A 26706-nucleotide genomic window follows, 5' to 3' on the forward strand; every position below is an offset into this window, starting at 1 on the left:
CGAAATTCGGGACCGATTTTCGGAAAGCCTGATGCGTAGATTCAAAAGAGTTAGTGCGTCCTTAGTGCGTCCAAATGGACGCACGGCGCGCTGGAGGAAGATCGGGAGCGGCTGTTGCCCCTTTTCAATTTCATAATCCGCCGCGTGCTGCAGATGATCCCGACGGTGATTTTCATCCTCATCGTCACCTTCGTTCTCGTGCGCCTGCTGCCCGGCGATCCCGCCAGCGCCATGCTTGGCGACCGCGCCATCGATGCCGATGTCGAGCGCATCAATCACCAGCTTGGCCTCGATCGGCCTGTCCCCGTGCAATTCCTCTATTATGTCGAGCGTATCCTGACCGGCGACCTCGGCAATTCCATCGGCCTCAAAGTGCCTGTCATGTCGCTGATCCTGCAGCGCCTGCCGGTCACGCTGATGTTGACGGTCATGTCAGCGCTTATTGCTTTGGTTCTTGCCGTGCCGCTCGCCTTCGTCGCTGCGCTGAAGCGGGAACAGCTTCCTGACAGCATCATTCGCGGTACGTTCCAGGTCGGGCTGTCGATGCCGGTCTTCTATGTCGGCATCGTGCTACTGACCGTTTTTGCGGCGCAGCTGAAGATCTTCCCCGTCGGCGGTTATGGCGATACGTTTGGTGACCGCATCTACCATCTTTTTCTGCCGGCGCTGACCCTGGCACTGAGCTTTGCCGCCGTGCTGATGCGCAATCTCCGCTCCTCCATCATTGGCGTTATGAATGCCGAATATGTGGATTTCGCCATCGCCAAGGGCCTGCGCTCGCGCGTCATCCTCATGCGCCACATTCTGCGCAACGCGCTGATTTCGACCGTCACATTGTTCGGCCTGCAGACGGGCACGCTCTTCGGTGGCGCCGTCATCACCGAAACCGTCTTTGCCGTCCCCGGCGCCGGCCGCCTGTTGATCGATAGCATTTATGGCCGCGACTATCCGGTTCTCCAGGGGCTGACCATCGTGCTTGCTGTCCTCGTCTCGCTGACCTTTCTGGTCACCGATATCGTGCAGGCCTGGCTTGATCCGAGGATTGCCCGATGACCGGTCTCGCCACCAGGGCCGCGCGTCACGCGTCCCGTTGGCGCACGCTGCCTCGTTCGCTGAGTTCGGGCGGCATTATTCTCGGCCTCAGCCTCATCGTCGCGATCTGGCCGTCGCTCTTTGCCCCCTATGATCCGACAGCCTTCGACTACAATGCACTGCTGAAGCCACCGAGTTGGGCGCATCCCTTCGGCACCGACAGTTTCGGTCGCGATGTGCTCTCGCGCGTCATCCATGCCTATACGATCGACATGCAGATCGCGATCTTCGCGACGATCGGCCCCTTCATCTTCGGTACGCTAGTCGGCGCCTTCGTCGGCTATGTCGGCGGTTTCTGGGAGGCGATCTTCGGCCGTATCGTCGATGCCACGATCACCTTCCCCTTCCTGGTGCTGGTCATCGCCATCGTCTCCGTGCTCGGCCCCGGCCTCGGCAACATGTATGTCGCCGTCAGCGTCGTCGGCTGGGTCTTCTATGCGCGGCTGGTTGCTGCCGAAATCAAGGTGCAAAAGCGGCTCGATTATGCCGATGCCGGCAAGGTGATGGGTTATGCGCCGCTGCGCATCATCTTCCGTCACCTGCTGCCGAATGCGATCACGCCGGCGATCGTCTACTGGATGACCGATATGGCGCTCGCCATTCTGCTCGGTTCCAGCCTCGGTTATCTCGGTCTCGGCGCCCAGCCGCCGGCCGCCGAATGGGGCGTGCAGATCGCCGACGGCAAGAATTTCATGAATACCGCCTGGTGGATCTCGGTCTTTCCGGGTGTCGCAATCGTCATCACCGGCCTCGGCTTCAGCCTGGCAGGTGACGGTGTTGCCGAATTGTTGAGGGTCAGACGATGACGGGCATGCCAAGCGAAAATGGCGGGCTGATCGTGCGCGGCCTGACGACAACCTTCGATACGCCCCACGGGCAGGCAATTGCAGCTGCCGATGTCGATTTCGACGTTGCGCCGGGCGAAGTCGTCGGCCTTGTCGGCGAATCCGGCTCCGGCAAGAGTGTGACGCTGCGCTCCATCATGCGGTTGGTCCGCGAACCAGGACATGTCAGCGGCCGTGTCGAATGGCGCGGTCGCGATCTCGTCGTCATGACGGCGGAAGAACTCCGCAGGGTTCGCGGCCGCGAGATCGCGATGATCTTCCAGGAACCGATGACGGCGCTGAACCCTGTCCTGCCGGTCGGCGTGCAGATCGAGGAGAACCTCGCCGCCCATACGACGCTGAATGCCAGGGAGCGCAAGGCGCGCGCCTTGGAACTGATGAACATCGTCGGCATTCCGGCCGCCGAGAGACGACTGCAGGAATATCCGCACCAGTTTTCCGGCGGCATGCGCCAGCGCGCGATGATCGCCATCGCGCTCGCCTGTTCGCCGAAACTCCTGCTTGCCGACGAGCCGACGACCGCACTCGACGTCACGATCCAGGATCAGATCCTGAAATTGCTGCTCGACCTGCGCGACCGGCTGTCGATGAGCGTCGTGCTCGTGACCCACGATCTCGGCGTGGTCGCCGCCACCTGTGATCGCATGGCGGTCATGTATGCCGGCCGCATCGTCGAGACCGGAAAGGTGACTGATGTCTTCAGCAAGCCGCGCCATCCTTATACGCGGGGCTTGCTCGGTTCGGTGCCGCGCTCAGGCGCATCCCGCACTGTGCTGCAATCGATCGAGGGCACACCGCCGAGCCTCACCAATCTGCCGGTGGGATGCGCCTTCCACCCGCGCTGCAAATTTGCAACCGAACACTGTCTGGGAGAGCGGCCGCCACTAGTGTCCATCACCTCCGAGGCGCGGATGGTTGCTTGTTTCCACCATGAGCTCGTAGCCAAGGCGGAGGCGATCATTTGAACGCGAATATTCCCATTCTTTCGATCGACGGCATCTCGAAACGCTTTGCCGGCCCGCACTCCCTGACGCGACGACTGCAGGGAATACCGCAGCTCGCCGTGCATGCGCTTCGCGACGTGACGCTCGAAATTCATCGCGGCGAAACGCTTGGCATCGTCGGCGAATCCGGCTGCGGCAAGTCCACCCTCGCGCGGTGTCTGGTGCGCCTGCACGAGCCGGATGGCGGGGCAATCCGCTTCGAAGGCAAGGATATCGGCCGGTTTCGCGGCGGCGAGCGGCGCGCCTTCAACAGGCGGGTGCAGATGATCTTCCAGGATCCCTACGGCTCGCTCAACCCGCGCATGACCGTTTCGCAGATTCTCGGCGAGGCGCTCTCCGTTCACAAAATGCGGGCCAAGGTCGAAATCCCCCATCGGATTGCGGAACTCTTGGAGCTCGTTCGCCTGCCGCAGGATGCGGCAGGCCGCTATCCGCATGAATTCTCCGGTGGCCAGCGCCAACGCATCGGCATTGCGAGAGCGCTCGCCGTCGAGCCCAATGTCATCGTCGCTGACGAACTGGTCTCGGCGCTCGATGTTTCGGTGCAGGCCCAGGTCGTCAATCTACTCCTGCAACTGCAGGAACAATTGCATCTGACCGTCATTTTCGTCGCCCACGACCTGCGGCTGGTTCGCCATATCTCGCATCGAGTCGCGGTCATGTATCTCGGCCAGGTGGTTGAGGTGAACACGTCGGAAGGCCTCTTCACCGCCCCGCGTCACCCCTATTCCAAGGCGCTGCTCGACGCGGCACCGGAGCTCGATCCGTCTCGCCGCAGCCGAACGATCGCAGCGCGCGGCGAATTGCCGAGCCCGCTCGAAGTTCCGCCGGGATGCGCCTTTGCCAGCCGCTGCCCGCATGCCTTCGATCGTTGCAGGATAGAGCGGCCGCTTCTGACGCCGCGTGGCCATGGCCAGCTCGCGGCCTGCCACCTTGAGGATTTCGGGGCACCTGTGCGCTAAGAGGATCAGAGAACCATGAGTTTTGCCGCTTTTGAAAACGAGATCGCCAAGATCAACGACATCCTCTGCGCCGTAAACCTGCTTACCTGGGATGCGCGCACCATGATGCCGCCAGGCGGTGTCGATGCACGCGGCAAGCAGATTGCCACACTCGCCGGGCTCGCGCGCGATCTTGCGACGAGTGACAAACTTCAACGCGCCATCGAAGGCGCGCGGTCGGAACTATCAGGGATCGATGTCGGTGACCGCCGTAAGCTCGCGCTCGAAAAGGCAGCAGAGGCGATCGACACCCTCTCACGCATTCCCGCCTCCCTCGTCAGCGCTGCGGCGGAGCTGAAAACCGTCGCCCAGGCGGCCTGGAGCAGCGCGCGCGCCGCCAATGATTTTGCCGCTTTCGCGCCGTTCCTCGAACGCACGATGGAAATGCAGCGCGAGATCGCCGCTGCCATCGGCTATAGGGAGCATCCCTACGACGCGCTGGTTGCAACCTACGAACCGGGCATGAACTGGTCGCGGCTGCGCAGGCTCTATGGTGAGCTGCGCGACGGCCTGCTGCCGTTGCTCGCCCAGGCGAAAGAAGCCAATGTCCGCGCGGAAATTCTCGATCGGGCCTACCCGGTCGACAAGCAGCGGGCATTTTCAAGCCTGATCTCCGCCCGTTTCGGCTATGATTTCAACCGCGGCCGTCTCGACGACACGGTTCATCCCTTCGAGATTTCCTTCACACGATCCGATGTGCGCATCACCGGCCGGTTCCGCGAAACCTGGCTGCCCGGCGGCCTCTTCGCCGTGTGGCATGAAGCGGGCCACGGCATCTACGAGCAGGGTATTTCCGACGCTTTCAGCCGTTCGACATTCACCACGGATTTCGTCAATCTCTATGCCGTCGGCGGCACGAGCTTCGGCACGCATGAATCCCAATCGCGCCTTTGGGAAAACCGCGTCGGCCGCTCCCGCCGCTTTTGGGAGCTGAATTTCGCCGATCTGCAAAAGACCTTCCCCGACCAGCTTAGCGATGTCACGCCGGAGGATTTCTGGCGGGCCGTCAATGCTGCCCGGCCCGGCTTCATTCGTGTGGAAGCCGACGAGTTGACCTATGATCTGCACATCATGCTGCGTTCGGAGATCGAAGCGGGTCTGATATCAGGCGAAGTTCGGGTTGCCGATCTGCCTGGCATCTGGCGCGACAAGGTGAAGGCCTATCTTGGGCTCGATGTGCCAAACGATACGCTCGGCGTCCTGCAGGATGTCCACTGGTCATCCGGCATGGTCGGCTCTTTCCCGACTTATACGATCGGCAACATCATGTCGTCGCAGTTCTTCGCAGCGGCCTGCAAGGAGACGGCCATCGAACGCGGGTTGGAGAATGGCGATTACCTGCCGCTGAAAACCTGGCTCAATGACCATGTTCATCAATACGGACGCTCGAAGAGCGCCAGCCAATTGCTGGCGGATGCGACAGGCGAAGACCTTTCCGTCTCCGCCTATGTCAACGATCTCAAGCGCAAGGTCGTAGACCTCACCGCCTGAGGCAGGAATCAGCCGACCAGCAGCTTGACCCAGGCTTCAACCTCGTCGCCACTGCTCATGTCTGGCCGCACCAGCCCGTCGATCATGAATGTCGGCGAGACATGAATGCCGTTCTGACGCGCATATTTGCAGTGCCATTTGATCTCGCGGTCGAGATCAGGCATCGCGAAAGCGTCTTTCAGCTCGACACCGCTGTAGCGTTCCAGGCGTTCGATGATCTGGTTCGGCGTGACATCCATATTGGCACCGCCGGCATGCCGCTCGAACTCGAATTCTTCGCGATGGGCAGCAACGGCCGCCATGACCTTCTTTGCCGTTTCCTTGCCACCGCTCAAGGTCGACGCGGCGAGGATGCAGCGCACGACCACGCCGGAATACATATGCCAGGGCTGCGACTGCAGGCGGATTTTCACTGTGATCCTGTTCTCGCCGGCTTGCTCCAGAAGCCTGTCCAGCTTGTTGAACGTCCTGACGGAATAGGGGCAGGTCGGCTCCAGGAATGCCTCGAAAGCGCGCTGTCCGGAACCCCAAACGAGTGGATCTGTCTGCCAGGAAGTGGTCGTCATGTTCATGTCCTTTGTTCTGCATCTTTCTATTGCCGGCCACCATAGTTACCGACGTAGCCTGCGTCGCGTGTGATATCACTGTTTGCCGTTCCAATTATCCACGAGCTCATGAGGGCCATAAGACCGTTTGGCTTCGCATGCCCCTTTCACAAACGTGCCGAGCCGCTATGCTGTCATCGCAGACTGAAGGATGGATAATTCAATGATGCAGGCACGGCAGGGGGAGTTGCGCGAGCGGATGACGATCCTAGGCGATGTCAATTCTGCCTCATTCGTCCCGTGGATCCGTCGCCATGCTGACAAGCTCGGACTGTCCCAGGATTTCTTTTACACCGGGGCCGACCGAATCGAACTTGAGGTCGCGGGACCTGTCGAACTGATCGACATGCTTGAAATGGGATGTTCGCTTGGCCCGATCGATGTCTGGGTGGACGAGATTCAGCGCAAGATTGTAGATCCGGCCGATGCACCGTAATGCGGCAACATTGATCTGTTGCCTTTAATTTAATCATTGTTGCTAATGCGATTTTTTTATGCAAGCCTCAGACAACTGAGGTCGCGAGCTCGGCAACAGTGCGCGGCCAGCGGCGCTAAAGTATTGGTAAAATTGAGGAACTGAAAGTTATGCCATCTGATACGGCCGGCTCCTGGACGCCTGTCGCCCTTTCTGCTGATCTGCCGCCGGCAACCGTCATACCGGCCTTAACGCCAGCAGGATCGATAGCCCTTTGGCGCAGTCAATCGGGGCGCGCATCGGCATCGTCGGATCGCTGTCCGCATCGCGGGATGCGATTGTCCCACGGCTTCGTGCGTGGCGAGACGCTCTCCTGCATCTATCATGGCTGGAGCTACTCTCCGGCGGGGGGATGCGTTCGCATCCCGGCCCATCCCGACCTCGTGCCGCCAGAAACGATCCGCGTCGCCGTCCAGACAGTCGAAGAATTGGATGGCGTCATCTGGGTCGCTGCTGGCAAGCCGACATCGCAGCCGCCGCGCCTGGGCAACCTTATTCCGTTGCGCTCGCTGACGGCCGAGGCCGGCATCGCGGAAATCGAAGCTGTGGCCGGCGCAAAGGCGAATGCAGACGGACTTATCAACGTCGCGGAATATCCATGGGTCCGGCTGTTGCCGACGCCACAGGGGGATCGCACGCTGGTTCATGTCATGATCGAGCAAAGTCGCAGCATTGAGGATCGGGTTGCCGCGTCCCGCATTGCCGAAGCTTTGCGCCGCCGGGCGGAAGCACGCCAGAAGGAAGCTGCATGATGAAGGCCGGCGCGATGATCGACGAATGGTATCCGGTCGGCCTTTTCAGCCGGCTCACCGAGACGGGAAACAAGACCGCGCTGATGGGCGAACCGATCGAGGTGGCACGCGCGCAGGACGGATCGGCGCGGGTAACATCCGGCGACGGACGCCCACTCCCTGTCCGTGTTCGCTACGGCCACGTCTGGTCTTCCCTCGGCAATCCCGTCAAGGAGCTTTTTGCTATTCCCGAGGCGGATCAGCCCGGCCGCCGTTTTGTCGATGTCGGCGTGGTGCGGGTGCGCTGCTCGCCGCTACGGGCGGTGGAGAACTTCCTCGACATTGCCCATTTCCCCTTCGTCCATACCGACATCCTCGGCGCCGAGCCGCATACGGAGGTCGAAAACTACAAGGTAGAAATCCGCGAAGATGAGGATGAGGTCTGGGCGACGCAGGTGAAATTCTACCAGCCGCAGGCAGCCAAGTCGGCAACTGGCGGCATTACCACCGAATATATGTACCGCGTGCCAGCACCGACCTGCTCAGTGCTCTACAAGACCTGCCCTCCCCGGCCAGGCGAATGGGATGTCATTACCCTCTTCGTCCAGCCGCTTGCGGAGGACCTCTGTGACGTATGGCCATGGATGGCCCTTTTCGATGACGAAACGCCCATGACAGACCTCATCCATTTTCAACAGATGATTTTCCTGCAGGATCGCTCGATCCTTGAAAACCAGATCCCAGCCCTGCTGCCGCTCGATCCCGGCATGGAAATCCCGACCCGGGCCGATCTCACATCGGTTGCTTACCGGCGCTGGCTGAAGCGTCACAACTATACCTATGGTGCACAGCTGGTCGCGCAATGAAGCTCTACGACTACATTCTCTCGCCGAGCTGCTACAAGATCCGCCTGATGGCGGCGATCCTCGGCATCAAGCTGGATATCCGACCGGTCGATTTTCATCCCGGCGCGGAACATCGCGGACCAGAACTCCTGGCGCTCAACCCGGCAGGTTCGCTTCCGATCCTTGAGGACGGCGATCTCGTCCTGACGGAATCCTCCGCGATTCTCGCCTATCTCGCCGCCGGAAGCGCGCCGGAATGGCTGGGCAGTAGCACGCCTGAAGAGACGGCGCGGGTGCAGCAGTGGCTCTCCTTCTCGCATCGGCTGACGGCCAATCTCGGCGGTGCGCGACTGCATGAAATGCTTCTGCGCCCCGGCAATATCGAGATCCTGCAGGCGCAGGGCATCTCGGCGCTGCGCGAGCTGGAAGCCGGTCTCTTCGAACAGCAGCTTCGCGGCATGCGCTTCCTAGCGTCGAACCGCGCCACGATCGCCGATATCGCCTGCTTCCCCTATGTGGCGCTCGCGCCCGATGGCGGCATCTCGCTCGATCCATACCCAACGATCCGGCTCTGGCTGCGTGCCATCCGCAGCATCGACGGTTTCATCGAAATGCCCGGCATTCACAGGTTGCACGAGCTGAAACCTGATCCTCATCCCGCGAAGGAGGAGAGGTGAGATGGCCGGCTACCTCCTGAAAAATTGTGCAGCCGTCATCGTCGACGAGGGCAGTGGCCCGGCCGTACGTCGGAATGTCGATCTGCTCACTGATGGTCCGGCGATCCAGGCGATCGGAGAAAACCTGCCGGCCGAAACACTGCCCGCCGGCACGATCGTCCAGGACGCGACCGGCTGGTTCGTCTATCCGGGGCTCGTCAACACGCACCATCACTTCTTCCAGTGCTTCGTGCGCAACCGGGCCGATCTCGACTGGACGAAGCTGTCGGTCATCGAATGGCTTGATCGGATCTACCCGATCTTCTCGCGGCTAACTGAGGATTGCTTCTACCATTCGTCAGTCACGGCCATGGCCGAGATGATCAAGCATGGCTGCACCACGGCCTTCGATCATCAATATTGCTTTCCCCGGCACGCCGGCAAGCGCCTGATCGATCGCCAGTTCGAGGCGGCCGAGCTTCTTGGCATGCGTTTCCACGCGGGGCGTGGCGGCAATACGCTGCCGAAATCCGAGGGCTCGACGATCCCGGATGCCATGCTGGAATCGACCGATGAGTTCATCGCCGATTGCGCCCGGCTGATCGACAGCTACCACGATGCCGGTTCCTTCAGCATGCGGCAGGTGGTCGTCGCGCCTTGCCAGCCAGTCAATTGTTATCGCGAAACCTTCGTTGAATCGGTCGCACTGGCCCGCGATCGCGGCGTGCAGATGCACACGCATGTCGGCGAGGGCGAAAGCCCCGTGATCGAGGCACGGCACGGCATGCGCACGGTCGACTATTGCACCGAACTCGGTTTTGCGGGCCCCGACGCCTTCTATGCCCATTGCTGGGAGCTGACACACGACGAATTGCGAACGATGGCGGCAAGCGGCACGGGTGTCTCCCATTGCCCCGAGCCGGTCTATCTTGTCGGCGCAGAGGTGACCGATATTCCGGCAATGTCCGCCTTTGGCCTGCGTATCGGGCTCGGCTGCGATGGCGCTGCCTCGAATGACAATTCGAACCTCATGCACTGCATCCATTCCGCCTACATGCTGCAATGCCTGACAGCATCGACGCGTGCCCATCCGGTCCCGGCACCCATCGACTTTCTAAACTATGCGACGGCGGGTGGCGCAAGCCTTCTAGGCCGCAGCGATATCGGGCGCCTTGCCCCCGGCATGGCCGCCGACCTCTTTGCAATCGATACGCGGCGGATGGACTATGTCGGCACGCGGCATGACCCGCTGAGCCTGATCGCCAAGGTCGGCATCGGCATGCCGACCGATCTCACCATGATCAATGGACGGATCGTCTGGCAGGCCGGTGAATTCGCCGGCCTCGACGAATTCAAGCTTTTCGCGGACGCCGAAGCCGCGCTCGCGACTGTGGAATTCTGAACAACCAAAGAGGGGAACTGACATGTCCAACAATCTGACCCGCAGAACACTGATGAAGAGCGCGGCTGCCGCCGGCCTTGCCACGGCCTTTGCCGGCCGCTCCGCACTTGCGGCCGACGAACCGCTCGGCATCGCCCTCGTCGTTCCCTCCCCAATCGGCGACGTCGGCTGGGGCCATGCCCTTGCCGCCGGCCTCGATCCCATCAAGGCCGCCTATGGCGACAAGGTGAAGGTCACCATCCTCGAAAACATCGCCGAAGGACCGGATGCGGACCGCATCATGAACAAGACGGTTGCCGACGGAAACCATTTCCTGATCGCCGGCTCCTTCGGCTATCAGAACGGTGCGCTGCAGATCGCCCGTCGCAATCCGAAGGTAACGGTCCTGCATGCCTCCGGCTTCCAGGTCGCGCCGAACTTCTCACCCTTCGCCGCCAAATATTTCCAGGGAACCTATCTGCTCGGCATGGCCGCAGCAGCCTTGTCCAAGTCCGGCAAGCTCGGCTCGGTTTCGGCCTTCGCCATTCCCGAACTGATTACCTCAATCAACGCCTTCACGCTCGGCGCACAGTCCGTCAAGCCTGACATCGAAGTGTCGGTCGTCTGGGTCAATTCCTGGTTCGATCCGGCAAAGGAGCAGGAAGCCGCCAAAGCGCTGATTGCGCAGGGCTGCGATGTGATCTTCTCGAATGCGCAGGATACGCCTTCGGTGATTTCCGCCTGCGAGGAGGCCGGTGTCTATGCCTTCAACCTCAATTCCTCGATGAAGAAATATGCCGAAAAGACCTATCTCGGCTGCGTTGCCACCGACTGGTCGCCCTTCTTCAAGGCTTCGGTCGATGCCCATCTCGCCGGCACTTTCAAGGGCGCCAACACATTCCTCGGCGTTGCCGACAAGGTGGTCGAGGTCGTCGATTGGAACCCGGCCATCCCGGCCGATGCGATGACGAAGATCAAGGAAGTGGAAGCCAAGATCGCCGATGGCAGCTTCTCGCCCTTCACCGGCCCAATCACCAAGGCCGACGGCAGCGAAGGTGCTGCTTCGGGTGCGACGCTGACGGACGCCCAGATCGTCGCGATGGATTGGCACGTCAAGGGTGTCACGACGCCGTTGCCGAAGTAAACCATGGTGAGCCCGCTCCTGTCGCTGCGCGGCATTTCCAAGAGCTACGGCCAGGTCCATGCCAACCAGCAGATCGACCTCGACGTCGCTCCCCGCTCGATCCATGCCATCCTCGGAGAAAACGGGGCTGGCAAATCGACCCTGATGAAGCTGATCTACGGCGTTGAACAGCCGGACAGCGGGACCGTCGCCAGGAACGGGCAGAACCTCAGCCTTGCCTCTCCCGCAGAGGCAAGGCGTGCCGGCATCGGCATGGTCTTTCAGCACTTCTCGCTGTTCGAAAGCCTGACGGTCGTCGAGAACATCCGGCTTATCGTGTCCGGCAACAAGCGCGAGCTTGCGGAGCGCATTCGCAACCTCGGGAATGAATTCGGCCTCGAAGTTGATCCGCTCGCAGATGTGCATTCGCTTTCAGTCGGCGAACGGCAACGGGTGGAGATCATCCGATGCCTGATGACCGACCCGAAACTGCTGATCCTCGACGAGCCGACATCGGTGCTGCCGCCGCAGGCCGTGGAGAAGCTGTTCGAGACCTTGCGCCGGCTGCGTGACGGCGGCGTCTCCATCCTCTTCATCTCTCACAAGCTGGAGGAAATCCAGTCGCTTTGCGACCGCGCGACGATCCTGCGCGGCGGGCGCGTGACCGGCCATGTCGATCCGCGCGAACATGACGCTCACGAGCTTGCGCGCATGATGATCGGCCGTGACATGCCAGAGCCCATGGCGGCACTGCCATTGATCGAAGGAGAGAAGCGTCTGGAGCTTATCGGCCTCAATTATAGGCCGGACGATCCTTTCGCCGTGCCGCTCGACAATGTCAGCTTGACCGTGCGCGCCGGCCAGATCCTCGGCATTGCTGGAATTTCGGGAAATGGTCAGAGCGAACTCGCGGGGCTGATTTCGGGCGAAACCATCCTGCCGCGAGTTCAACGCGACCAGATTTTCATGATGGGCAAGGATGTTGGCACGCTCGATTCTGCTGCGCGTCGTCAGCTGGGCTTCGCCTTCGTTCCGGAGGATCGGCTCGGGCACGGTGCGGTTCCCGAAATGTCGCTCACCCTCAACAGCCTGCTGACGGCCCACCCCTTGAACCTCGTCAAGCGCGGCCTTCTCGATAAGGCGCAGGCGATCGACTTCACCAATAACTGTATCCGGGATTATGACGTGCGCACGCGCGGTCCCGAAGCGGAAGCCGGTTCGCTTTCCGGCGGCAACCTGCAGAAATTCATCGTCGGGCGCGAAATCATGCTGGCGCCAAAGCTTCTTTTCCTCGCCCAGCCCACCTGGGGCGTCGATATTGGTGCGGCCTCGGCGATCCGCAAGCGGCTCATCACCCTTCGCAATGAAGGCATGGCGATCCTCGTCATTTCCGAGGAGCTCGAGGAACTGTTCGAGCTCAGCGATTTCATACAGGTCCTGCATCACGGCACGCTGAGCCCGCCGCTCGTCACGCGCGACACCAAACCCGAGGAGATCGGCCGATACATGATCGGAGCACAGTTACAGCGCGAGAAGGCCCCCGCATGAGCAGACCCTTTTTCGCGGCCCTGCCCATCATACTGGTGCGCCGCGAGCGCGCCTCGCTTGCCGCCGCCCTGCTTGCCCCGCCGATCGCGCTGATTGTTACCATTACTCTCAATCTCAGCCTCTATATCGTCATGGGGCGCGATCCAGCCGCGGTCATCTATGCGATGCTGATCGAGCCCTTCTTCTCCTGGGCGTCCTTCTCCGAAGTGCTTTTGAAGACCGGACCGCTGCTGCTCATCGCGCAAGGGCTGGCGATCGGGTTCCGCGCCAAGGTTTTCAACATCGGCGCTGAAGGGCAATTCGTGCTCGGGGCGATCTTTGCCTCCGCCATTCCGATCTGGTGGCCTGAGGCCGCCGGACAGTGGATCTGGCCGGCAATGCTGCTGCTCGGGACGATAGGCGGCGCGCTCTGGGCATCCCTCACCGCCTTCTGGCGCGTCCGGCTCAACGCCAATGAAATCCTCGTCTCGCTGATGCTAAGCTTCGTCGCGACGCAGCTTCTCAACTATCTGCTTCTCGGCCCCTGGAAGGATCCAAACGGCTTCAATTTCCCGCAGTCGGTCATGTTCCAATACGATGCCATGGTGCCGATCCTGATAGAGGGAACGCGCGTCAACGTCTCGCTGATCCTTGCCGTTCTGCTGTCGATCGCCGCATGGGTCTTCATGCAGAAGAGTTTCAGCGGCTATAAATTGCAGGTCGGTGGGCTGGCGCCGCGTGCGGCAAGCTATGCCGGCTTCAAAGAGGGTTGGGCGATCTGGCTTTCGCTGCTGATCGGTGGCGCGGCCGCTGGTCTTGCGGGTGCAGCCGAAGTTGCAGGCCCGCTCGGCCAGCTGCAGCGCTCGATCTCGACAGGTTACGGTTATGCGGCGATCATCGTCGCCTATCTCGGAGGCCTGCATCCGATCGGCATCGTCATCTCCTCGGTCGTCATGGCCGCCCTTTACATTGGCGGTGACAATGCCATGGTGTCCGCCAACCTGCCGATCGCCGCCGTCCGCGTCTTCCAGGGCAGCCTGCTTCTCATTTACCTCATCGCCATCGCCTTTGTACGCTACCGCCTTGTCTGGCGGCAGACCGCCATCAGGAGCCCGACATGAATGCCATCGAGTTCATCCTGGCCGGCATGCTGGCAGCCGCGGCACCCTTTCTGCTGGCAGCACTCGGCGAATTGGTGGTCGAACGCGCCGGAGTGCTTAATCTCGGTGTGGAGGGCTTGATGGCATTCGGCGCCGTCATCGCCTTCATCATCGTATATCATGGCGGCGGCCACATTCTCGCGTTCCTCGCGGCCGGGCTCGGTGGCATCCTGCTGTCGCTGATCTTTGCGGGGATCATCCTTGGCTTCAACGCAAACCAGGTCGCGACAGGGCTTGCGATCGGCATTCTCGGCCAGGGTCTGTCGGCGCTGTTCGGCAAGAGCTATGAAAGCCTGACGGTCAAGGCATTGCCGAAGATATCCATCCCCGGCCTTTCGGACATTCCCGTCATCGGCGGCCTCTTCACCCAGGATATCGTCGTCTGGCTTTCGCTCTTGGTGACCGTCGCGATCTGGGCGAGTTTTGCCTATAGCAAGGTTGGACTGGTCATTCGCGCCGTCGGCGAAAACCCGAAAGCCGCCCACGCCATCGGTTATCCTGTTATCACCGTTCGTTTCGCCGCGGTGGCATTCGGCGGCATGATGGCGGGCTTTGCCGGCGCCTATGCATCGACGATCTATACGCCGCTCTGGGCGGATGGAATGATCGCCGGCCGCGGCTGGATCGCCATTGCGCTCGTCGTCTTCGGAACCTGGCTGACCGGCCGGATCTTCCTCGGAGCTTGCCTCTTCGGTGCCGTATCGCTAATGGGGCTTGCTGCCCAGGCAACCGGGCTTGATGTGCCCTCGCAACTGCTGGCCTGCCTGCCCTACCTGGTAACGATCATCGTGCTCGGCATCATTTCGGCAGATCGCCGACTGCTGAAGCTCAACGGCGTCGCCTCACTCGGCGAGCCGTTCGAGCGGTGAAGAAGATGCGGGCAGCGCCAACGGCGCAGGCCGCTGAGCGATCAATCGTGCCTGCTTAAGAAGGCCGAGACGACGTCAAGGCAAAGCTCCTTTTCCTCGACATGCGGCATGTGGCTGGATTGCTCGAAGAGCACCCATTCGCAGCCCTTGACGCGATCGACATAGGGTTTGACGACCAGCGGCGTCGCCTCATCATATTTGCCGGAGATCAAAAGCGTTGGCGCCTCGATGAGCGGCAGGCGATCCTCGATCGTCCAGTCCTTCATCGTGCCGATGACATGGAATTCGGTCGGGCCGTTCATGTTGCGATAGACGGTATTGTCTTCGTCCATGATCGCGAAGGTGCGCGCGACCTCCGGCGGCCAAGGGACGACGCGGCAGACATGCCGATCGTAGAAGACACGCGAGGCGGCGATATATTCGGGATCGGTGATGGTGCCGGCTTCCTCATGCCTCAGCAGCGTATCCTGCACGTCCTGCGGCAGCTCCTCGCGCAGGCGGTTTGCCTCCGCCACCCAGGTGTGCATGTTGGCCGGCGAATTGGCGATGACGAGCGCCTTCAGGCCTTTCGGCTGGCGCACGGCATGTTCGGCACCGAGCATGCCGCCCCAGGACTGGCCGAGGAAAGCGTAGCGGTTCTGAATGCCGAGATGGTTCAGCAGCGCGTCGAGCTCTTCGAGAAAGAGCGCCGGCGTCCAGAAATCCGGTCCCTTTTCAGGCAGCCGCGTGGAGTTACCGTTGCCGAGCTGATCGTAATGAATGATCGCCCGGCCGTCGAGCTCGGCGATGCCCTTGAGGGAATCGACGTAGTCATGCGTGCAGCCGGGGCCGCCATGGGCAACGACAAGCGGCAGTTTTTGAGAATCCAGTGAACCGGTGATGCGATACCATGTCTGGTATTCGCGAAATGGCAGATAGGCTTCCTTCGTCGGAACTGCGGCCACAAGTCTCTCCATCCTAAATGCAACGATGAAAAACCATAGCGTCGCCGAGACGGTAAAGGCAGCTATCAGAAGTTATAGGATGGCCGATCTTCCAGCAGACGGTAATGCGTGGCGCGCACCACGGCCTGTGTGCGGTTGCGGGCGCCGAGCTTCTTGGCTGCGGCATTGAGATGCATGACGACGGTCGGCACCGAGCGGTCGATGATGCGGGAAATCTCCTTGGCCGAAAGGCCATCGGCGGAATGGCGCAGACACTCGCGCTCCCGCTCCGTCAGGCGGATCTTCCCGACGCTCAGCGCCTTGGCATCGAAAAGCGAATAGGCAGCCTCGTGGAAGACGTGGGCCAGCAGGTTGAAATCGGCAATGTAGCGCAGCGCATGACGCTCGAAATCGCTGTTGGCGCCGAAGCGAATGCCGGTCACGGTCGCGTAGTCGCCGCGGGGCATATGGACGGGGACAGTCACACCCGTCGACATGTCGCGCTCGCTGAGATAGCGCGTCACCGGCACCGTATCGTCGCTCATGAAACGGTTGATGAGTGTGTCTGCATCCCTGTCGTAATTCCAGAAGAAAGGGGCTGAGGTGCGCAACGCCACTTGCTGTACGGGATCAATGCGGAAATAGCCGCGATCAAACCAGTATTCCCTCATGTCCTCGGAAATATTGCGCAGCTTCAAGAGCGAAGGGACCATGATCCCGCCGTCAAGGTCGTAAGGCACCGGCGTGTAGTCGTAGATCAGGGCCTCGAAGCCGATCTCTTTCATCGCTTCGAAAACCTGATCGATACGGCCATCAAGGGTCTGATGGATGGCGAATTGCCGTCTGATCGTTCCGATTTCGTCAATCATGGCAGGCTCCCGGTCGGTGGTTCCACACCCTATCACTTCTTATAGCTGGCGAAGGCTGAGGTTTAAGGTAAAAATTTAGCCATGCCCAATTATTGAGCAAGCGAAATCTTTTGCCGGAGTGGTCTATGTGGCGTGAAATCGAGCCCGAGGCGCGACATAAAATCGAAGTCGACGGCTATAAGGTGGTCGCCTACAGCTTTGGAAGCGGCAGCGAGACCGTTTTATGCCTGAATGGCGGACCCGGCCTGCCCTGCGACTACCTGCGTGAGGCTCATTCCTGCCTAATCGATAAGGGCTACCGCGTGGTGGCTTTCGATCAGCTCGGCACCGGCGCCTCCGACCGGCCTACGGACCGATCGCTTTGGACCATCGGCCGCTATGTCGAGGAGACGGAGACGGTGCGCAAGGCGCTCGGCCTCGGCAAAGTGCATATGCTTGGTCATTCCTGGGGCGGGTGGCTGGCGATCGACTATGCGCTGACCTATCCGGAAAACCTGCAGACGCTAATTCTCGAAGACACTGTCGCCGACATGCCGCATCTGATTTCCGAACTGGAGCGGCTGCGCGCGGCCCTCGGTCCGGAGACGGTGGCGATGATGCAGAAACACGAGGCGCAGGGCACCTACAATCATCCGGAATATCTGGCGGCGGTGACGATTCTCAATTACCGTCATGTCTGCCGTTTGCCGGAATGGCCGGCCCCCGTGCGTCGCTCGCTGGACGACTGGAACATGGGTCCGTACGAGACCATGCAGGGGCCGAACGAGTTCCTCTATATCGGCAATCTGAAGGACTGGAACCGGATTCCCGACCTGCCGCGTGTGACGACGCCGGTGCTGATCACGACTGGCGAGCATGACGAACTGACACCGGCCTGCGCGCTGCGGATGAAGCTTGCCTTGCCGAACGTCGAACTCAAGGTCTTCGCCAATGCCAGCCACATGCCCTTCTATGAAAATCCGCATGATTATTATCCGGCGCTGGTCGATTTTCTATCGCGGCACAGGGCAAGCTGATGCAGGGTAAGGTGATCGGTACCCGACGAAGACAGGGGGGCGAGCGCCGCCATGCATCGTTATAAGTTCATACTGACCCGGCCGGTTCAGTTTCTGCCCGTTATCTTCGGCATCAGTGTCATCACCTTCATTCTGGTGCGGCTGATCCCCGGTGATCCCGCCCGCAATATTCTCGGCACGCGCGCCACACCGACCGCACTTGCCAATATCCGAGCCCAATATGGCCTCGATCAGCCGATGTGGCTGCAATATTTCTACTTCCTCAAGAACCTCGCAAATGGCGAGATGGGCAAGTCGATCCTCTACAAGATCGATGTGCTGCCGCTGATCGCAACCCGCATCGAGCCGACGATCGCGCTGGTGCTGACCAGCGTCATTCTGTCGATCCTGATCGCCGTGCCGATGGCGGCGATTGCCGCGCGCAATTCCGGCCGGGCGCCGGATCATGCGGTGCGTATCGTCTCCACTTTCGGGATTGGCTTTCCGCCCTTCTGGCTCGGCCTGATGCTGATCATTCTCTTCAGCGTGGAACTCGGCATCCTGCCGGTCTCCGGCTACGGCACGACACTGGGCGACAAGCTCTCCCATCTCATGCTGCCAAGCCTGACAGTGGCATTGTCGCTGTCGACGGTTCTCACCCGCAGCCTGCGCTCCGCCATGATCGAATCCTTGAAATCCGATGTGGCGACGGCGGCGCGCGCACGCGGCATGCCTGAGAGCATCGTTTTCTGGCGTCACGTGCTGCCGAATTCGCTCGTACCGACCATCAATCTTCTCGCCGTCAACATCGGCTGGCTGATCGGCGGCACGGTCGTCGTCGAAAGCGTCTTTGCCCTGCCCGGCATGGGGCAGTTGCTGGTACGCGCCATCTTCTCGCGGGATTACATGGTCGTGCAGGGCGTTGCCATGACATTTGCCTGCGCCACCGTACTCGTCAATTTCATCGCCGACATCGTCACCGTCGCTGTTGATCCGAGGGTGAAGCTATGAGTGTCGAAGCCATTGCTCCCCATCCGGTCGCCTGGCGCCGTTTCCTCGGCCGCCGGCTGACGCTCGTGTTCGGCTCGGCCATTCTGCTGTTCTTCCTGCTTCTGGCGATAGCGGCTCCACTGGTGGCTCCCTATGATCCGATCCTGCAGAATGCCGATGCCCGACTGCAGGGACCGTCACTCGCCCATCTCTTCGGCACGGATAATTTCGGCCGTGACATCCTGTCCCGCGTCATCTGGGGCGCCCGCATCGATCTGCAGATCGCCGTCATCGGCGTCCTCTTCCCTTTCCTGATCGGCACGACCGTCGGCACGATCGCCGGCTTCTTCGGCGGCCTCGTCGATGCGATTTTCATGCGCCTCGTCGATATCATTCTCGCCTTCCCGTTCCTCGTGCTGATGCTGTCGATCATCGCCATTCTCGGCCCGGGCCTCGGCAGCTTTTATATCGCCATCGCTTTGGTCGGCTGGGTCTCCTATGCGCGTCTCATCCGCGCGCAGATGCTGGTTCTGAAGAGCAGCGACTACGCGGTCGCAGCCGTCAGTCTCGGCTTCAGCCGCACCCGCATCATGTTCCGCCATCTGCTGCCGAATGCGATTGCCGGCTCCATCGTCTTTTCCATGTCGGACGCCACGCTGGTGCTGCTCAGCGGCGCAGCGGTCAGCTATCTCGGCCTCGGTGTGCAGCCGCCGCTTGCCGAATGGGGCGTCATGGTCGCGGAAGGGCAGAGCTTCATCACCACGGCCTGGTGGATCACGCTTTTCCCCGGCCTCTCCATCGTCTGCCTTGCCTTCGGTTTCAGCATGCTGGGTGATGCGCTCGGCGAACTTCTCGGAGTTCACGAATGAGTGCATCAGTGCTTTCCGTCCGCGATCTGACGGTCAAGGTTCATCTTGATGGTGGTGTGCGCACGCTGATCGATCATGTTTCCTTGGATCTCGCCAAGGGCGAAATCCTCGGCCTCGTCGGCGAGAGCGGGTCGGGCAAGAGCCTGCTCTGCCGTTCGCTCGTCCGGCTGCTGCCCTCCTCGCTGATCAAGATCGAGGGCGGCACCGTCCTGCTTGAAGGACGCGACCTGACGACGGCAAGCGATGCCGAGATGCTCGATGTCCGTGGCGGCGAGATCGGCATGATCTTCCAGAACCCGACAAGCCATCTCGACCCGGTCATGCGCATCGGCGACCAGATTTCCGAGGGCATCCGCTATCACCAGGACCTGGGAGCGAAGGAAGCGCGGGCCGCCGCCATCGAGATCCTGACGCAGGTCGGCTTTCCCGATCCCATGCGCCAGTATGACAGCTATCCGCACGAATTTTCGGGCGGTATGCGCCAACGCGCGATGATCGGCGTGGCCCTCTCCTGCAATCCGAAAATCCTGATTGCCGACGAGCCGACAACGGCGCTCGACGTAACCATCCAGGCACAGATCCTGAAGCTCTTGCTGGAGATCCGCGACAAGCGCGGCCTGTCGATCATCCTCATCACCCATGACCTCGGCATCGTCGCGCAGACCTGCGACCGCATCGCGGTCATGCACAGCGGCAGGCTGCTCGAACAGGGACCGAAGCGCGCGATCCTCTCGCGGCCTCAGGACCCCTATACGATCAATCTGATCAACAGCCATCCTTCCATGCCGGATGAGATGACTGTACCCGTTGCGGAAGTCGCCCCTCCCGCCGCATCGGCCAAACCTCTCCTCGAAATCGACGACCTCCATGTGCGGTTCAAGGCCGGTGGCAGTCTCTTTAAGGGTAGCACGAAGACGGTAAGTGCGGTTTCCGGCGTCAGCCTTCAGGTCATGCCGGGTGAGACCATCGGCATTGTCGGCGAATCCGGCAGCGGCAAGAGCACGCTCGCACGCGCCGTCCTCGGCCTGACCCCGATTTCTTCTGGCCATGTCTCTTTCGACGGCATCGATCTTGCACAGCAACGGGCAGCCGGCCTCGCAAAGCTGCGGCGCGAGACGGCCATGGTCTTCCAGGATCCCTATAACGCTCTCAATCCGCGGCTCACCATCGGCCAGATGCTTGCCGAAGTGCTGAAGGTGCAAGGCAAGGTTCCAGCATCTGCCATTCCGGCTCGGATCGGCGAACTGCTCGATCTCGTCGGGTTGGAGCGGGAATTCGCCAACCGCAGGCCTCGCAGCATGAGCGGCGGCCAATGTCAGCGTGCCGGCATCGCCCGGGCGCTCGCCGTCGATCCGAAGCTCATCATTGCAGACGAATGCGTCGCAGCCCTCGACGTGACCATCCAGGCACAGATCATCGCGCTTTTCCGCGAACTGACCGCGAAGATGAACCTGACGCTGATGTTCATCGCCCATGATCTCGCGATCGTGCGCAATCTCTGCGAACGCGTCGTCGTCATGTATCGCGGCGAGATCGTCGAGGAAGGCCGTTCGGATGAGGTTTTCGCTCGACCGAAGCACCCCTATACCGCGGCGCTGATTGCCGCCATCCCCGACATCGATCCGGACAAGCCGCTTCTCGCAGGAGCGGGCCCGGAAGACGAACTGCAGTCGATGTCGGCTCTACCCGTTAAACGCATGCCATAACAACGAAGGGAACGAACATGATCACCAGATGGAAATCAATCGGGCTTGCAGCGCTTCTTGCAGGCCTGACACTCAGCGCATCTTACGCCGAGGCCGCCGGCGTGCTTACCATCGGCCGCCGCGAGGATTCAACCACATTCGATCCGATCAAGACGGCGCAGAACATCGACAACTGGGTCTTCTCCAACGTCTATGACGTACTGATCCGCGTCGACAAGACCGGAACCAAGCTGGAGCCCGGCCTTGCCGAAAGCTGGACGGTCTCCGACGACGGCCTGACCTATGTTTTCAAGATCCGCGACGCAAAATTCTCCGACGGTTCGCCGCTGACGGCCGAAGACGCCGCCTATAGCCTGCTGCGCATCCGCAATGACGAGGGCTCGCTCTGGAGTGATTCCTACAAGGTGATCGATACGGCTGTCGCCACTGACCCGCATACGCTGACAATCAAGCTCAAGAACCCCTCCGCGCCCTTCCTGTCGACGCTGGCCCTGCCGAATGCCTCCGTCATCTCCAAGGCCGGCATGGAAACTATGGGCGCGGACGCCTATGGCGAAAAGCCGGTCGCGTCGGGTGCCTTTACCGTCGAGGAATGGCGTCGCGGCGACCGTATCATCCTGAAGAAGAACCCGAATTTCTGGCAGGCGGACCGGGTGAAACTCGATGGGGTCGAGTGGATCTCGGTGCCTGACGACAATACCCGCATGCTGAACGTGCAGGCTGGCCAGCTCGATGCGGCCATCTTCGTGCCCTTCTCGCGCGTCGAGGAGCTGAAGAAGGATGCAAACCTCAACGTGCTGATCGATCCTTCGACGCGTGAAGATCATCTCCTGATCAACCATGCGCATGGCGATCTCGGCAAGAAGGAAGTGCGCCAGGCCCTCGACCTGGCGATCGACAAGAAGGCAATCGTCGAGGCCGTCACCTTCGGCCAGGGCACGGTCGCCAATTCCTACATTCCGAAGGGTGCCCTCTACCACTACGCCGACAATCTGCAGCGCCCTTATGATCCGAAAGAGGCCAAGCAGATGCTGGCCGATGCCGGCGTTTCCAATCTAACATTGAACTACCTGATCCGCGCCGGTGACGAAGTGGATGAGCAGACGGCCGTGCTGGTGCAGCAGCAGCTCGCCAAGGCCGGCATCACTGCCAATTTGCAGAAGGTCGACCCCAGCCAGGAATGGGACATGACCGTTGCCGGCGACTACGACATCTCCGTCAACTACTGGACGAACGACATTCTCGACCCGGACCAGAAGACGACCTTCGTGCTCGGCCATGACTCCAACAACAACTACTCGACCAACTACAAGAACGAGGCGGTGAAAGAGCTGGTCGCCAAGGCCCGCCTGGAACTCGATCCGAAGAAGCGCGAGCAAATGTACATCGACCTGCAGAAGATGGCGAAGGACGACGTCAACTGGATCGACCTCTACTATAGCCCCTATATCAATGTGGCTCGCAAGAACATCGACAACTTCTACCAGAACCCGCTTGGCCGCTTCTTCCTGGAAGACACGGTCAAGAACTGACAAATTGCGGATTTGCGATCATACTCCGCCGCTCGACGTGCGGCGGAGTATTCCGATGACGGAGGCGGTGATGACGGCGGACGAAATCGCATTCATGAGCGTAGCCGAGCTTGGGCGAGCCTATAGAAACGGTTCGCTTTCCCCTGTCGATGTCGTACGTGCCAGCATTCAACGGCTGGAGAGGCTGGAACCTGCCCTGAATGCCGTCGCGCAGAGACTGGATGAGACGGCGCATGCAAACGCCGAACAGGCAGGCGAGGAGCTGCGGTCCGGCAGGGATCGCGGAGCGTTGCACGGCATTCCGGTCGCCATCAAGGATCTGATCGAGGTCAAGGGCGCTCCGACCGGCTATGGCAGCAGGGTGCGGCCACCTGCCATGGCAAGCGAGGACAGCCTGCTGGTGCAGTGGCTGCGGGAGGCTGGTGCGATCATCCTCTGCAAGTCCAACCTGCTCGAATATGCCTATGGCATTGCCCATCCTGACGTCGGCCAGACGAACAATCCCCATGATGTCGGGCGCACGTCCGGCGGCTCCAGCGGTGGCTCGGCCGCTCTCGTCGCCGCCGGCATACTGCCGCTTGCGATCGGCACGGATACGGGCGGCTCGATCCGCATCCCCGCCTCCTATTGCGGCATCGTCGGACTGAAGCCGACATTCGGACTGGTGCCTCTTAACGGCGTCTTCCCGCTCTCCTGGAGCCTCGATCATGCTGGCCCTCTGGCGCGCAACGTTACGGATACGGCGCTGTTGCTCGAAGTGCTGGCCGGCAAGGCATTTCCACTTTCTGCGCCTTCGCTGCAAGGCGTCAGAATCGGCGCGGTGCAATTCCATTGCGACAGTCCCGAGCTGACGCCGGCAGTCGCCGCCAATCTCGCCGAAACACTCGAGCGGCTCGAGACAGCGGGGGCAGTCGTCAAGCGCATCGACATTCCGGAGCTTACGCTCGCCAATTCGGAACTGCGCCGGATCATCCTGCCCGAGGCCTCCGTCATCCACGCTCCGCTCCACGCCGAAAATCCTGCGGGGTATGCGCCACGCACGCGATCGCAGGTGGAGGCTGGTTTCGAAGCGAAGGCGGTGGATTACATCAGAGCACAGGAATTCCGCGTCAAGCTTCGCAATGCCGTCGAAGCGATATTCAGCGACATCGACGTGCTTCTCGGACCGAGCGTACCCTTCCCCGCGCCGATTACGGATCCGGAATTCACCGAGGACGGCGAGGAAGGCGAAATGCTCTCCAGCGGCTTCGCCAACATGACCGGTCAGCCATCCCTCAGCCTGCCATCAGGCATGGACGGGCATCTGCCGCTTGGACTGCAATTGACCGGCCCGATCGGTAGCGACGGGAAACTGCTGCAGATCGCGCTCGGTATCGAGGCCGCACTCGATGCTTACCGCAGGCCATCCCCTGCGGCAGTTCTCTAGACCACTCCGCTTCCCGTCACACCGACGGAAAATCGCTGTTGGCCGCCAATCGGCGATAGACCTCAACGGCATAGAGCACGGTGCGCGTCTGCGCCTCGTGGCAATCGACGAAGACCTGCTCGTAAACCGTCTCGTCGGTCGCTTCGGTGATGATCGTTACCGGAGCCTGATAGAGCGAACCGACCTGCTTGAGAACCGGAATGCCGTAGCGCACCTCGAAGGGAGCATTCGGCATGTGGAGGCGGACGCAATCGATCTGCCTGGCATTGAATTCGACGAGGCTCTTGTCCTCGGCAAGACGTTTGGTCACCTCTTCAAGGATCGTCTCGCCGATCGCCTCCCAGCCCGGATGAGTGCAGACAATCAGGAAGAAGCCTTTAGGGATGGTCCAGAGTTCGAAGCCGCGCGGCAGGTAGCCCGACATAGGCCGGGTCCACTCATGGGAGGGATAGCCGTGCAGATTGAGATGCAGCTTGGCGGATGACAGCTCAAGGGCCTTGCCGCGTGCCTCGCGCTCGTAGATCGGCGGCGGAACGGTGAAAGAGAGGTCGTCACCGAAGGCTGTGTAGCGGGCAGCGTGATGCATATGGAAGGGGTTCTCGACGATCAGTCGCTGATGCAGCTCATATCCATCGACATTCTCCACCGGAACGATGGCAAAGTGCTGGCTGGGATCAGCAGCGAGCATTTGCGCGGCGCGCAACGCCCCGACCGGACCGCTGGTCTCATTGGCATGCTGGCCCGAGGAGATGAGCACGGCCGGTCCCGGCCCCTTGTGGTAGCGGCCGAGCACTTCACGCCCCTCACGCGAAATGGCCTTGATCGGCTCGCCTTCGATCTTCGCGAGTTCGCGGCGGATCTGACCGATCTTAAGGGGCCTCGTTGCCGTGGCGATATCGATATCCTCGCCTGCGGTCTCCTCGTGCTCGCCGAAGTCCTCGACGGTCATGACGATGCGTGGATTGCCGTCGGTGCCGCTGATATCGGGAACGACCTGGCCTGGTCTTGCGCCGCCCTGCCCCGCCATCGCGCCCATTTCGGCATCCAGGCATTCGCGCAGACTGAAGAACAGGTCTTCATGCATGGCTTCGCGCAGGCTGATGCTCTCGCTGCAGAAATCGAGATCGAGATCCCTGGCCGGCAGGTCGACTGCAATGCGCAGCCGGTCGAAATAGGGTTGCTTGCGCCCCCATGTCTGCTGCTTGACGGCATCGACGGCCGCCAGGAACATCGTCTCGAAATCAGTCTTCAACCGTTCGCCTCTATGCCAGCCGCAGCAGCGCAGCACCGGCCTGCCGACATGGTCATCCTCCACGACGTTGGGGGCAAAGACTGTATAGGTCTTCATCTCTCCCGCCTTGGTGGTCAGCGTGACATCGTAGGTGAGATCGAGCGTGTTGGCGTGAAAGGCAATTTTGGCATCGCCAACGAGAGCCGCCAGCGGATAGGCCTCGATCAGGAAGCGTTGCGGGTCGGCGGCAGAATGAACGGGATAACCGATCTCCACCTTGGCAAGAGACGCGATATGCAATTCCTCAAGGAAGAAATAGACGAGCGGCTTGTAGGAGCTGCGGATGCGCGCCGTAATGCCGACGGCGGCCAGCTTTTCTTCTGCAGCCTGCCGCGAGGGCGCATCGTCGAAGACCCACGCTTCAACCGGGATGCCCGGCGGATTGGCGATCAGCTCGGAAACAAGCACGTCGAGCGTGCGCGGAACGTCGAGATCGAGAATAGTGCTCATTTTTCCCTCGTCGGATCGAGATAGTCACGAAGCCAGTCACCGAGCAGATTGAGCCCGAGAACGGTGAACATGATGGCAAAGCCCGGGAAGACGCTGACCCACCATGCCGACTGCACATAGGTGCGCCCGTCAGCGAGCATACCGCCCCAGCTTGGAATGGAGGCGTCGACGCCGAGGCCGACAAAGGTCAGGCTGCTTTCCAGCAGGATGTTGTTGGCGACGTTCAGCGTCATCAGCACGATGATAGGGCCGATGATGTTCGGCAGGATATGTACGAGAATGATCCGCATGCGACCGACGCCGATCGCTCGCGCCGACTGGATGAATTCGCGATCGCGCAGGGAGAGCACGAGGCCGCGCACCAGACGGGCATATTGCACCCACTGGGCGATGATCATCAGCGAAATGAGGATCGGCAGGCCCGGCCCGACGATGGCGATGAAGGTCAGCGCCATCAGCATGAAAGGCATGGCCAGCTGCACGTCGGCAATGCGCATGAGGATCATGTCGGCGACGCCGCGAAAATAGCCGGCAATCAGCCCGGCGATCGTGCCGACGATGGTCGCGCCGGTGACCGACAGTAATCCGACGATCAGAGAAATCTTGCCGCCGGCGGCAATGCGCGCCAGCACGTCGCGGCCGAGGGGATCGGTACCGAAAATATGATTGAGGCTGACGAATGGCGGCAACAGTCGGGCGCGAAGATCCATCATGTCCGCCTTGGTTCCGAATATCACATCGGAGAAGACGACAAGCAGAACCATCCCGGCGGTGAGCAGGATGCCGAGGATGAGTTCCAGCGGCGTATGGCGGAAGAGGGATCGGGACTTTGTCTGAGAGGATACCATGG

Annotated in this window: 25 protein-coding genes; 20 read left to right on the plus strand and 5 right to left on the minus strand. The window is 61.0% G+C overall.

Annotated features, from left to right (window positions below; genetic code table 11):
* The first annotated feature begins 114 nt into the window (after positions 1-114).
* Genes KQ933_RS26610 through KQ933_RS26630 form a run of 5 tightly spaced genes read left to right on the plus strand, consistent with a single transcriptional unit; the run spans position 115 to position 5433 of the window.
* Positions 115-1053, plus strand: a complete 939-nt coding sequence (locus tag KQ933_RS26610; RefSeq protein WP_216758999.1) for an ABC transporter permease — start codon at positions 115-117, stop codon at positions 1051-1053.
* On the plus strand, positions 1050-1898 hold the full coding sequence (locus KQ933_RS26615; RefSeq protein ID WP_216759000.1) for an ABC transporter permease: 849 nt from the start codon (positions 1050-1052) through the stop codon (positions 1896-1898). The genes KQ933_RS26610 and KQ933_RS26615 overlap by 4 nt, the downstream gene beginning before the upstream one ends.
* On the plus strand, positions 1895-2902 hold the full coding sequence (locus tag KQ933_RS26620) for an ABC transporter ATP-binding protein (protein ID WP_216759001.1): 1008 nt from the start codon (positions 1895-1897) through the stop codon (positions 2900-2902). The genes KQ933_RS26615 and KQ933_RS26620 overlap by 4 nt, the downstream gene beginning before the upstream one ends.
* Entirely contained in the window at positions 2899-3903 is a 1005-nt protein-coding gene (locus KQ933_RS26625; RefSeq protein WP_216759002.1) for an ABC transporter ATP-binding protein, read from the plus strand. Before KQ933_RS26620 ends, KQ933_RS26625 begins: the two co-directional genes overlap by 4 nt.
* A gap of 15 nt (positions 3904-3918) precedes the next feature.
* Entirely contained in the window at positions 3919-5433 is a 1515-nt protein-coding gene (locus tag KQ933_RS26630) for a carboxypeptidase M32 (protein ID WP_216759003.1), read from the plus strand.
* 8 nt (positions 5434-5441) lie between these two features.
* Here the strand turns inward: KQ933_RS26630 and KQ933_RS26635 are convergent, their stop codons facing one another.
* Entirely contained in the window at positions 5442-5999 is a 558-nt protein-coding gene (locus KQ933_RS26635) for a thioredoxin domain-containing protein (protein WP_216759004.1), read from the minus strand.
* Positions 6000-6201: 202 nt separating this feature from the next.
* Between KQ933_RS26635 and KQ933_RS26640 the strand changes: the two genes are divergently transcribed.
* From KQ933_RS26640 to KQ933_RS26680, 9 genes are all read left to right on the plus strand, one after another.
* Positions 6202-6474 (plus strand): acylphosphatase, encoded by a 273-nt coding sequence (locus KQ933_RS26640; RefSeq protein WP_216759005.1) that lies wholly within the window; start codon positions 6202-6204, stop codon positions 6472-6474.
* Between the two features lie 149 nt (positions 6475-6623).
* Entirely contained in the window at positions 6624-7265 is a 642-nt protein-coding gene (locus KQ933_RS26645) for a Rieske 2Fe-2S domain-containing protein (RefSeq protein WP_216759006.1), read from the plus strand.
* A complete protein-coding gene (locus KQ933_RS26650) occupies positions 7265-8110 on the plus strand; it encodes an aromatic ring-hydroxylating dioxygenase subunit alpha (RefSeq protein WP_216760827.1) in 846 nt (281 codons plus the stop codon). Before KQ933_RS26645 ends, KQ933_RS26650 begins: the two co-directional genes overlap by 1 nt.
* Positions 8107-8766: a glutathione S-transferase family protein gene (locus tag KQ933_RS26655; protein WP_216759007.1), complete on the plus strand. Its 660-nt coding sequence runs from the start codon at positions 8107-8109 to the stop codon at positions 8764-8766. The genes KQ933_RS26650 and KQ933_RS26655 overlap by 4 nt, the downstream gene beginning before the upstream one ends.
* Before the next feature lies 1 nt (position 8767).
* Positions 8768-10147, plus strand: a complete 1380-nt coding sequence (locus tag KQ933_RS26660; protein ID WP_216759008.1) for an amidohydrolase — start codon at positions 8768-8770, stop codon at positions 10145-10147.
* Between the two features lie 22 nt (positions 10148-10169).
* Positions 10170-11270: a BMP family ABC transporter substrate-binding protein gene (locus KQ933_RS26665; RefSeq protein ID WP_216759009.1), complete on the plus strand. Its 1101-nt coding sequence runs from the start codon at positions 10170-10172 to the stop codon at positions 11268-11270.
* 3 nt (positions 11271-11273) lie between these two features.
* On the plus strand, positions 11274-12797 hold the full coding sequence (locus tag KQ933_RS26670; RefSeq protein ID WP_216759010.1) for an ABC transporter ATP-binding protein: 1524 nt from the start codon (positions 11274-11276) through the stop codon (positions 12795-12797).
* Positions 12794-13897 (plus strand): ABC transporter permease, encoded by a 1104-nt coding sequence (locus KQ933_RS26675; RefSeq protein WP_216759011.1) that lies wholly within the window; start codon positions 12794-12796, stop codon positions 13895-13897. The genes KQ933_RS26670 and KQ933_RS26675 overlap by 4 nt, the downstream gene beginning before the upstream one ends.
* A complete protein-coding gene (locus tag KQ933_RS26680) occupies positions 13894-14805 on the plus strand; it encodes an ABC transporter permease (protein ID WP_216759012.1) in 912 nt (303 codons plus the stop codon). The genes KQ933_RS26675 and KQ933_RS26680 overlap by 4 nt, the downstream gene beginning before the upstream one ends.
* A 41-nt stretch (positions 14806-14846) precedes the next feature.
* Here the strand turns inward: KQ933_RS26680 and KQ933_RS26685 are convergent, their stop codons facing one another.
* Both KQ933_RS26685 and KQ933_RS26690 read right to left on the minus strand, forming a co-directional pair.
* Entirely contained in the window at positions 14847-15761 is a 915-nt protein-coding gene (locus tag KQ933_RS26685; RefSeq protein WP_216759013.1) for a proline iminopeptidase-family hydrolase, read from the minus strand.
* A 53-nt stretch (positions 15762-15814) separates the two neighbouring features.
* A complete protein-coding gene (locus KQ933_RS26690; RefSeq protein ID WP_216759014.1) occupies positions 15815-16597 on the minus strand; it encodes a LuxR family transcriptional regulator in 783 nt (260 codons plus the stop codon).
* A 125-nt stretch (positions 16598-16722) separates the two neighbouring features.
* Here KQ933_RS26690 and KQ933_RS26695 point away from each other — a divergent pair, with 125 nt between their 5' ends.
* From KQ933_RS26695 to KQ933_RS26720, 6 genes are read left to right on the plus strand one after another with little or no spacing between them, the layout of a single operon-like run.
* Positions 16723-17613, plus strand: a complete 891-nt coding sequence (locus tag KQ933_RS26695) for a proline iminopeptidase-family hydrolase (protein ID WP_216759015.1) — start codon at positions 16723-16725, stop codon at positions 17611-17613.
* Between the two features lie 51 nt (positions 17614-17664).
* The gene (locus KQ933_RS26700) at positions 17665-18603 is read left to right on the plus strand and encodes an ABC transporter permease (protein ID WP_216759016.1); all 939 of its coding nucleotides are present in this window, start codon (positions 17665-17667) and stop codon (positions 18601-18603) included.
* Positions 18600-19451: an ABC transporter permease gene (locus tag KQ933_RS26705; RefSeq protein ID WP_216759017.1), complete on the plus strand. Its 852-nt coding sequence runs from the start codon at positions 18600-18602 to the stop codon at positions 19449-19451. Before KQ933_RS26700 ends, KQ933_RS26705 begins: the two co-directional genes overlap by 4 nt.
* Positions 19448-21157 carry an ABC transporter ATP-binding protein gene (locus tag KQ933_RS26710; protein ID WP_216759018.1) on the plus strand — a complete coding sequence of 570 codons (1710 nt, stop codon included), beginning with the start codon at positions 19448-19450 and terminating at the stop codon, positions 21155-21157. Before KQ933_RS26705 ends, KQ933_RS26710 begins: the two co-directional genes overlap by 4 nt.
* Positions 21158-21174: 17 nt before the next feature.
* Entirely contained in the window at positions 21175-22689 is a 1515-nt protein-coding gene (locus tag KQ933_RS26715; RefSeq protein WP_216759019.1) for an ABC transporter substrate-binding protein, read from the plus strand.
* Between the two features lie 55 nt (positions 22690-22744).
* Positions 22745-24115, plus strand: coding sequence for an amidase (locus tag KQ933_RS26720; RefSeq protein WP_216759020.1), 1371 nt, complete (start codon positions 22745-22747; stop codon positions 24113-24115).
* A gap of 16 nt (positions 24116-24131) precedes the next feature.
* Here the strand turns inward: KQ933_RS26720 and KQ933_RS26725 are convergent, their stop codons facing one another.
* On the minus strand, positions 24132-25856 hold the full coding sequence (locus KQ933_RS26725; RefSeq protein ID WP_216759021.1) for a M14 family zinc carboxypeptidase: 1725 nt from the start codon (positions 25854-25856) through the stop codon (positions 24132-24134).
* Complete coding sequence (locus KQ933_RS26730; protein WP_216759022.1) at positions 25853-26704, minus strand: ABC transporter permease; 852 nt, start codon at positions 26702-26704, stop codon at positions 25853-25855. Before KQ933_RS26730 ends, KQ933_RS26725 begins: the two co-directional genes overlap by 4 nt.
* Between the last annotated feature and the right edge of the window lie 2 nt (positions 26705-26706).

Origin of the sequence: Rhizobium sp. WYJ-E13, from assembly GCF_018987265.1 — a bacterium.
Taxonomy (GTDB): domain Bacteria; phylum Pseudomonadota; class Alphaproteobacteria; order Rhizobiales; family Rhizobiaceae; genus Rhizobium.

Excerpts from the sequence above, each read along its gene's own strand:
- KQ933_RS26730 (WP_216759022.1), bottom strand. The coding sequence starts at position 26,704 with ATGGTATCCTCTCAGACAAAGTCCCGATCCCTCTTCCGCCATACGCCG.
- KQ933_RS26715 (WP_216759019.1), top strand. The coding sequence starts at position 21,175 with ATGATCACCAGATGGAAATCAATCGGGCTTGCAGCGCTTCTTGCAGGC.
- KQ933_RS26620 (WP_216759001.1), top strand. The coding sequence starts at position 1,895 with ATGACGGGCATGCCAAGCGAAAATGGCGGGCTGATCGTGCGCGGCCTG.
- KQ933_RS26685 (WP_216759013.1), bottom strand. The coding sequence starts at position 15,761 with ATGGAGAGACTTGTGGCCGCAGTTCCGACGAAGGAAGCCTATCTGCCA.
- KQ933_RS26710 (WP_216759018.1), top strand. The coding sequence starts at position 19,448 with ATGAGTGCATCAGTGCTTTCCGTCCGCGATCTGACGGTCAAGGTTCAT.
- KQ933_RS26700 (WP_216759016.1), top strand. The coding sequence starts at position 17,665 with ATGCATCGTTATAAGTTCATACTGACCCGGCCGGTTCAGTTTCTGCCC.
- KQ933_RS26680 (WP_216759012.1), top strand. The coding sequence starts at position 13,894 with ATGAATGCCATCGAGTTCATCCTGGCCGGCATGCTGGCAGCCGCGGCA.
- KQ933_RS26630 (WP_216759003.1), top strand. The coding sequence starts at position 3,919 with ATGAGTTTTGCCGCTTTTGAAAACGAGATCGCCAAGATCAACGACATC.
- KQ933_RS26615 (WP_216759000.1), top strand. The coding sequence starts at position 1,050 with ATGACCGGTCTCGCCACCAGGGCCGCGCGTCACGCGTCCCGTTGGCGC.
- KQ933_RS26650 (WP_216760827.1), top strand. The coding sequence starts at position 7,265 with ATGAAGGCCGGCGCGATGATCGACGAATGGTATCCGGTCGGCCTTTTC.
- KQ933_RS26670 (WP_216759010.1), top strand. The coding sequence starts at position 11,274 with ATGGTGAGCCCGCTCCTGTCGCTGCGCGGCATTTCCAAGAGCTACGGC.
- KQ933_RS26720 (WP_216759020.1), top strand. The coding sequence starts at position 22,745 with ATGACGGAGGCGGTGATGACGGCGGACGAAATCGCATTCATGAGCGTA.
- KQ933_RS26640 (WP_216759005.1), top strand. The coding sequence starts at position 6,202 with ATGATGCAGGCACGGCAGGGGGAGTTGCGCGAGCGGATGACGATCCTA.
- KQ933_RS26705 (WP_216759017.1), top strand. The coding sequence starts at position 18,600 with ATGAGTGTCGAAGCCATTGCTCCCCATCCGGTCGCCTGGCGCCGTTTC.
- KQ933_RS26645 (WP_216759006.1), top strand. The coding sequence starts at position 6,624 with ATGCCATCTGATACGGCCGGCTCCTGGACGCCTGTCGCCCTTTCTGCT.
- KQ933_RS26660 (WP_216759008.1), top strand. The coding sequence starts at position 8,768 with ATGGCCGGCTACCTCCTGAAAAATTGTGCAGCCGTCATCGTCGACGAG.
- KQ933_RS26665 (WP_216759009.1), top strand. The coding sequence starts at position 10,170 with ATGTCCAACAATCTGACCCGCAGAACACTGATGAAGAGCGCGGCTGCC.
- KQ933_RS26695 (WP_216759015.1), top strand. The coding sequence starts at position 16,723 with ATGTGGCGTGAAATCGAGCCCGAGGCGCGACATAAAATCGAAGTCGAC.
- KQ933_RS26725 (WP_216759021.1), bottom strand. The coding sequence starts at position 25,856 with ATGAGCACTATTCTCGATCTCGACGTTCCGCGCACGCTCGACGTGCTT.
- KQ933_RS26675 (WP_216759011.1), top strand. The coding sequence starts at position 12,794 with ATGAGCAGACCCTTTTTCGCGGCCCTGCCCATCATACTGGTGCGCCGC.
- KQ933_RS26635 (WP_216759004.1), bottom strand. The coding sequence starts at position 5,999 with ATGACGACCACTTCCTGGCAGACAGATCCACTCGTTTGGGGTTCCGGA.
- KQ933_RS26690 (WP_216759014.1), bottom strand. The coding sequence starts at position 16,597 with ATGATTGACGAAATCGGAACGATCAGACGGCAATTCGCCATCCATCAG.
- KQ933_RS26655 (WP_216759007.1), top strand. The coding sequence starts at position 8,107 with ATGAAGCTCTACGACTACATTCTCTCGCCGAGCTGCTACAAGATCCGC.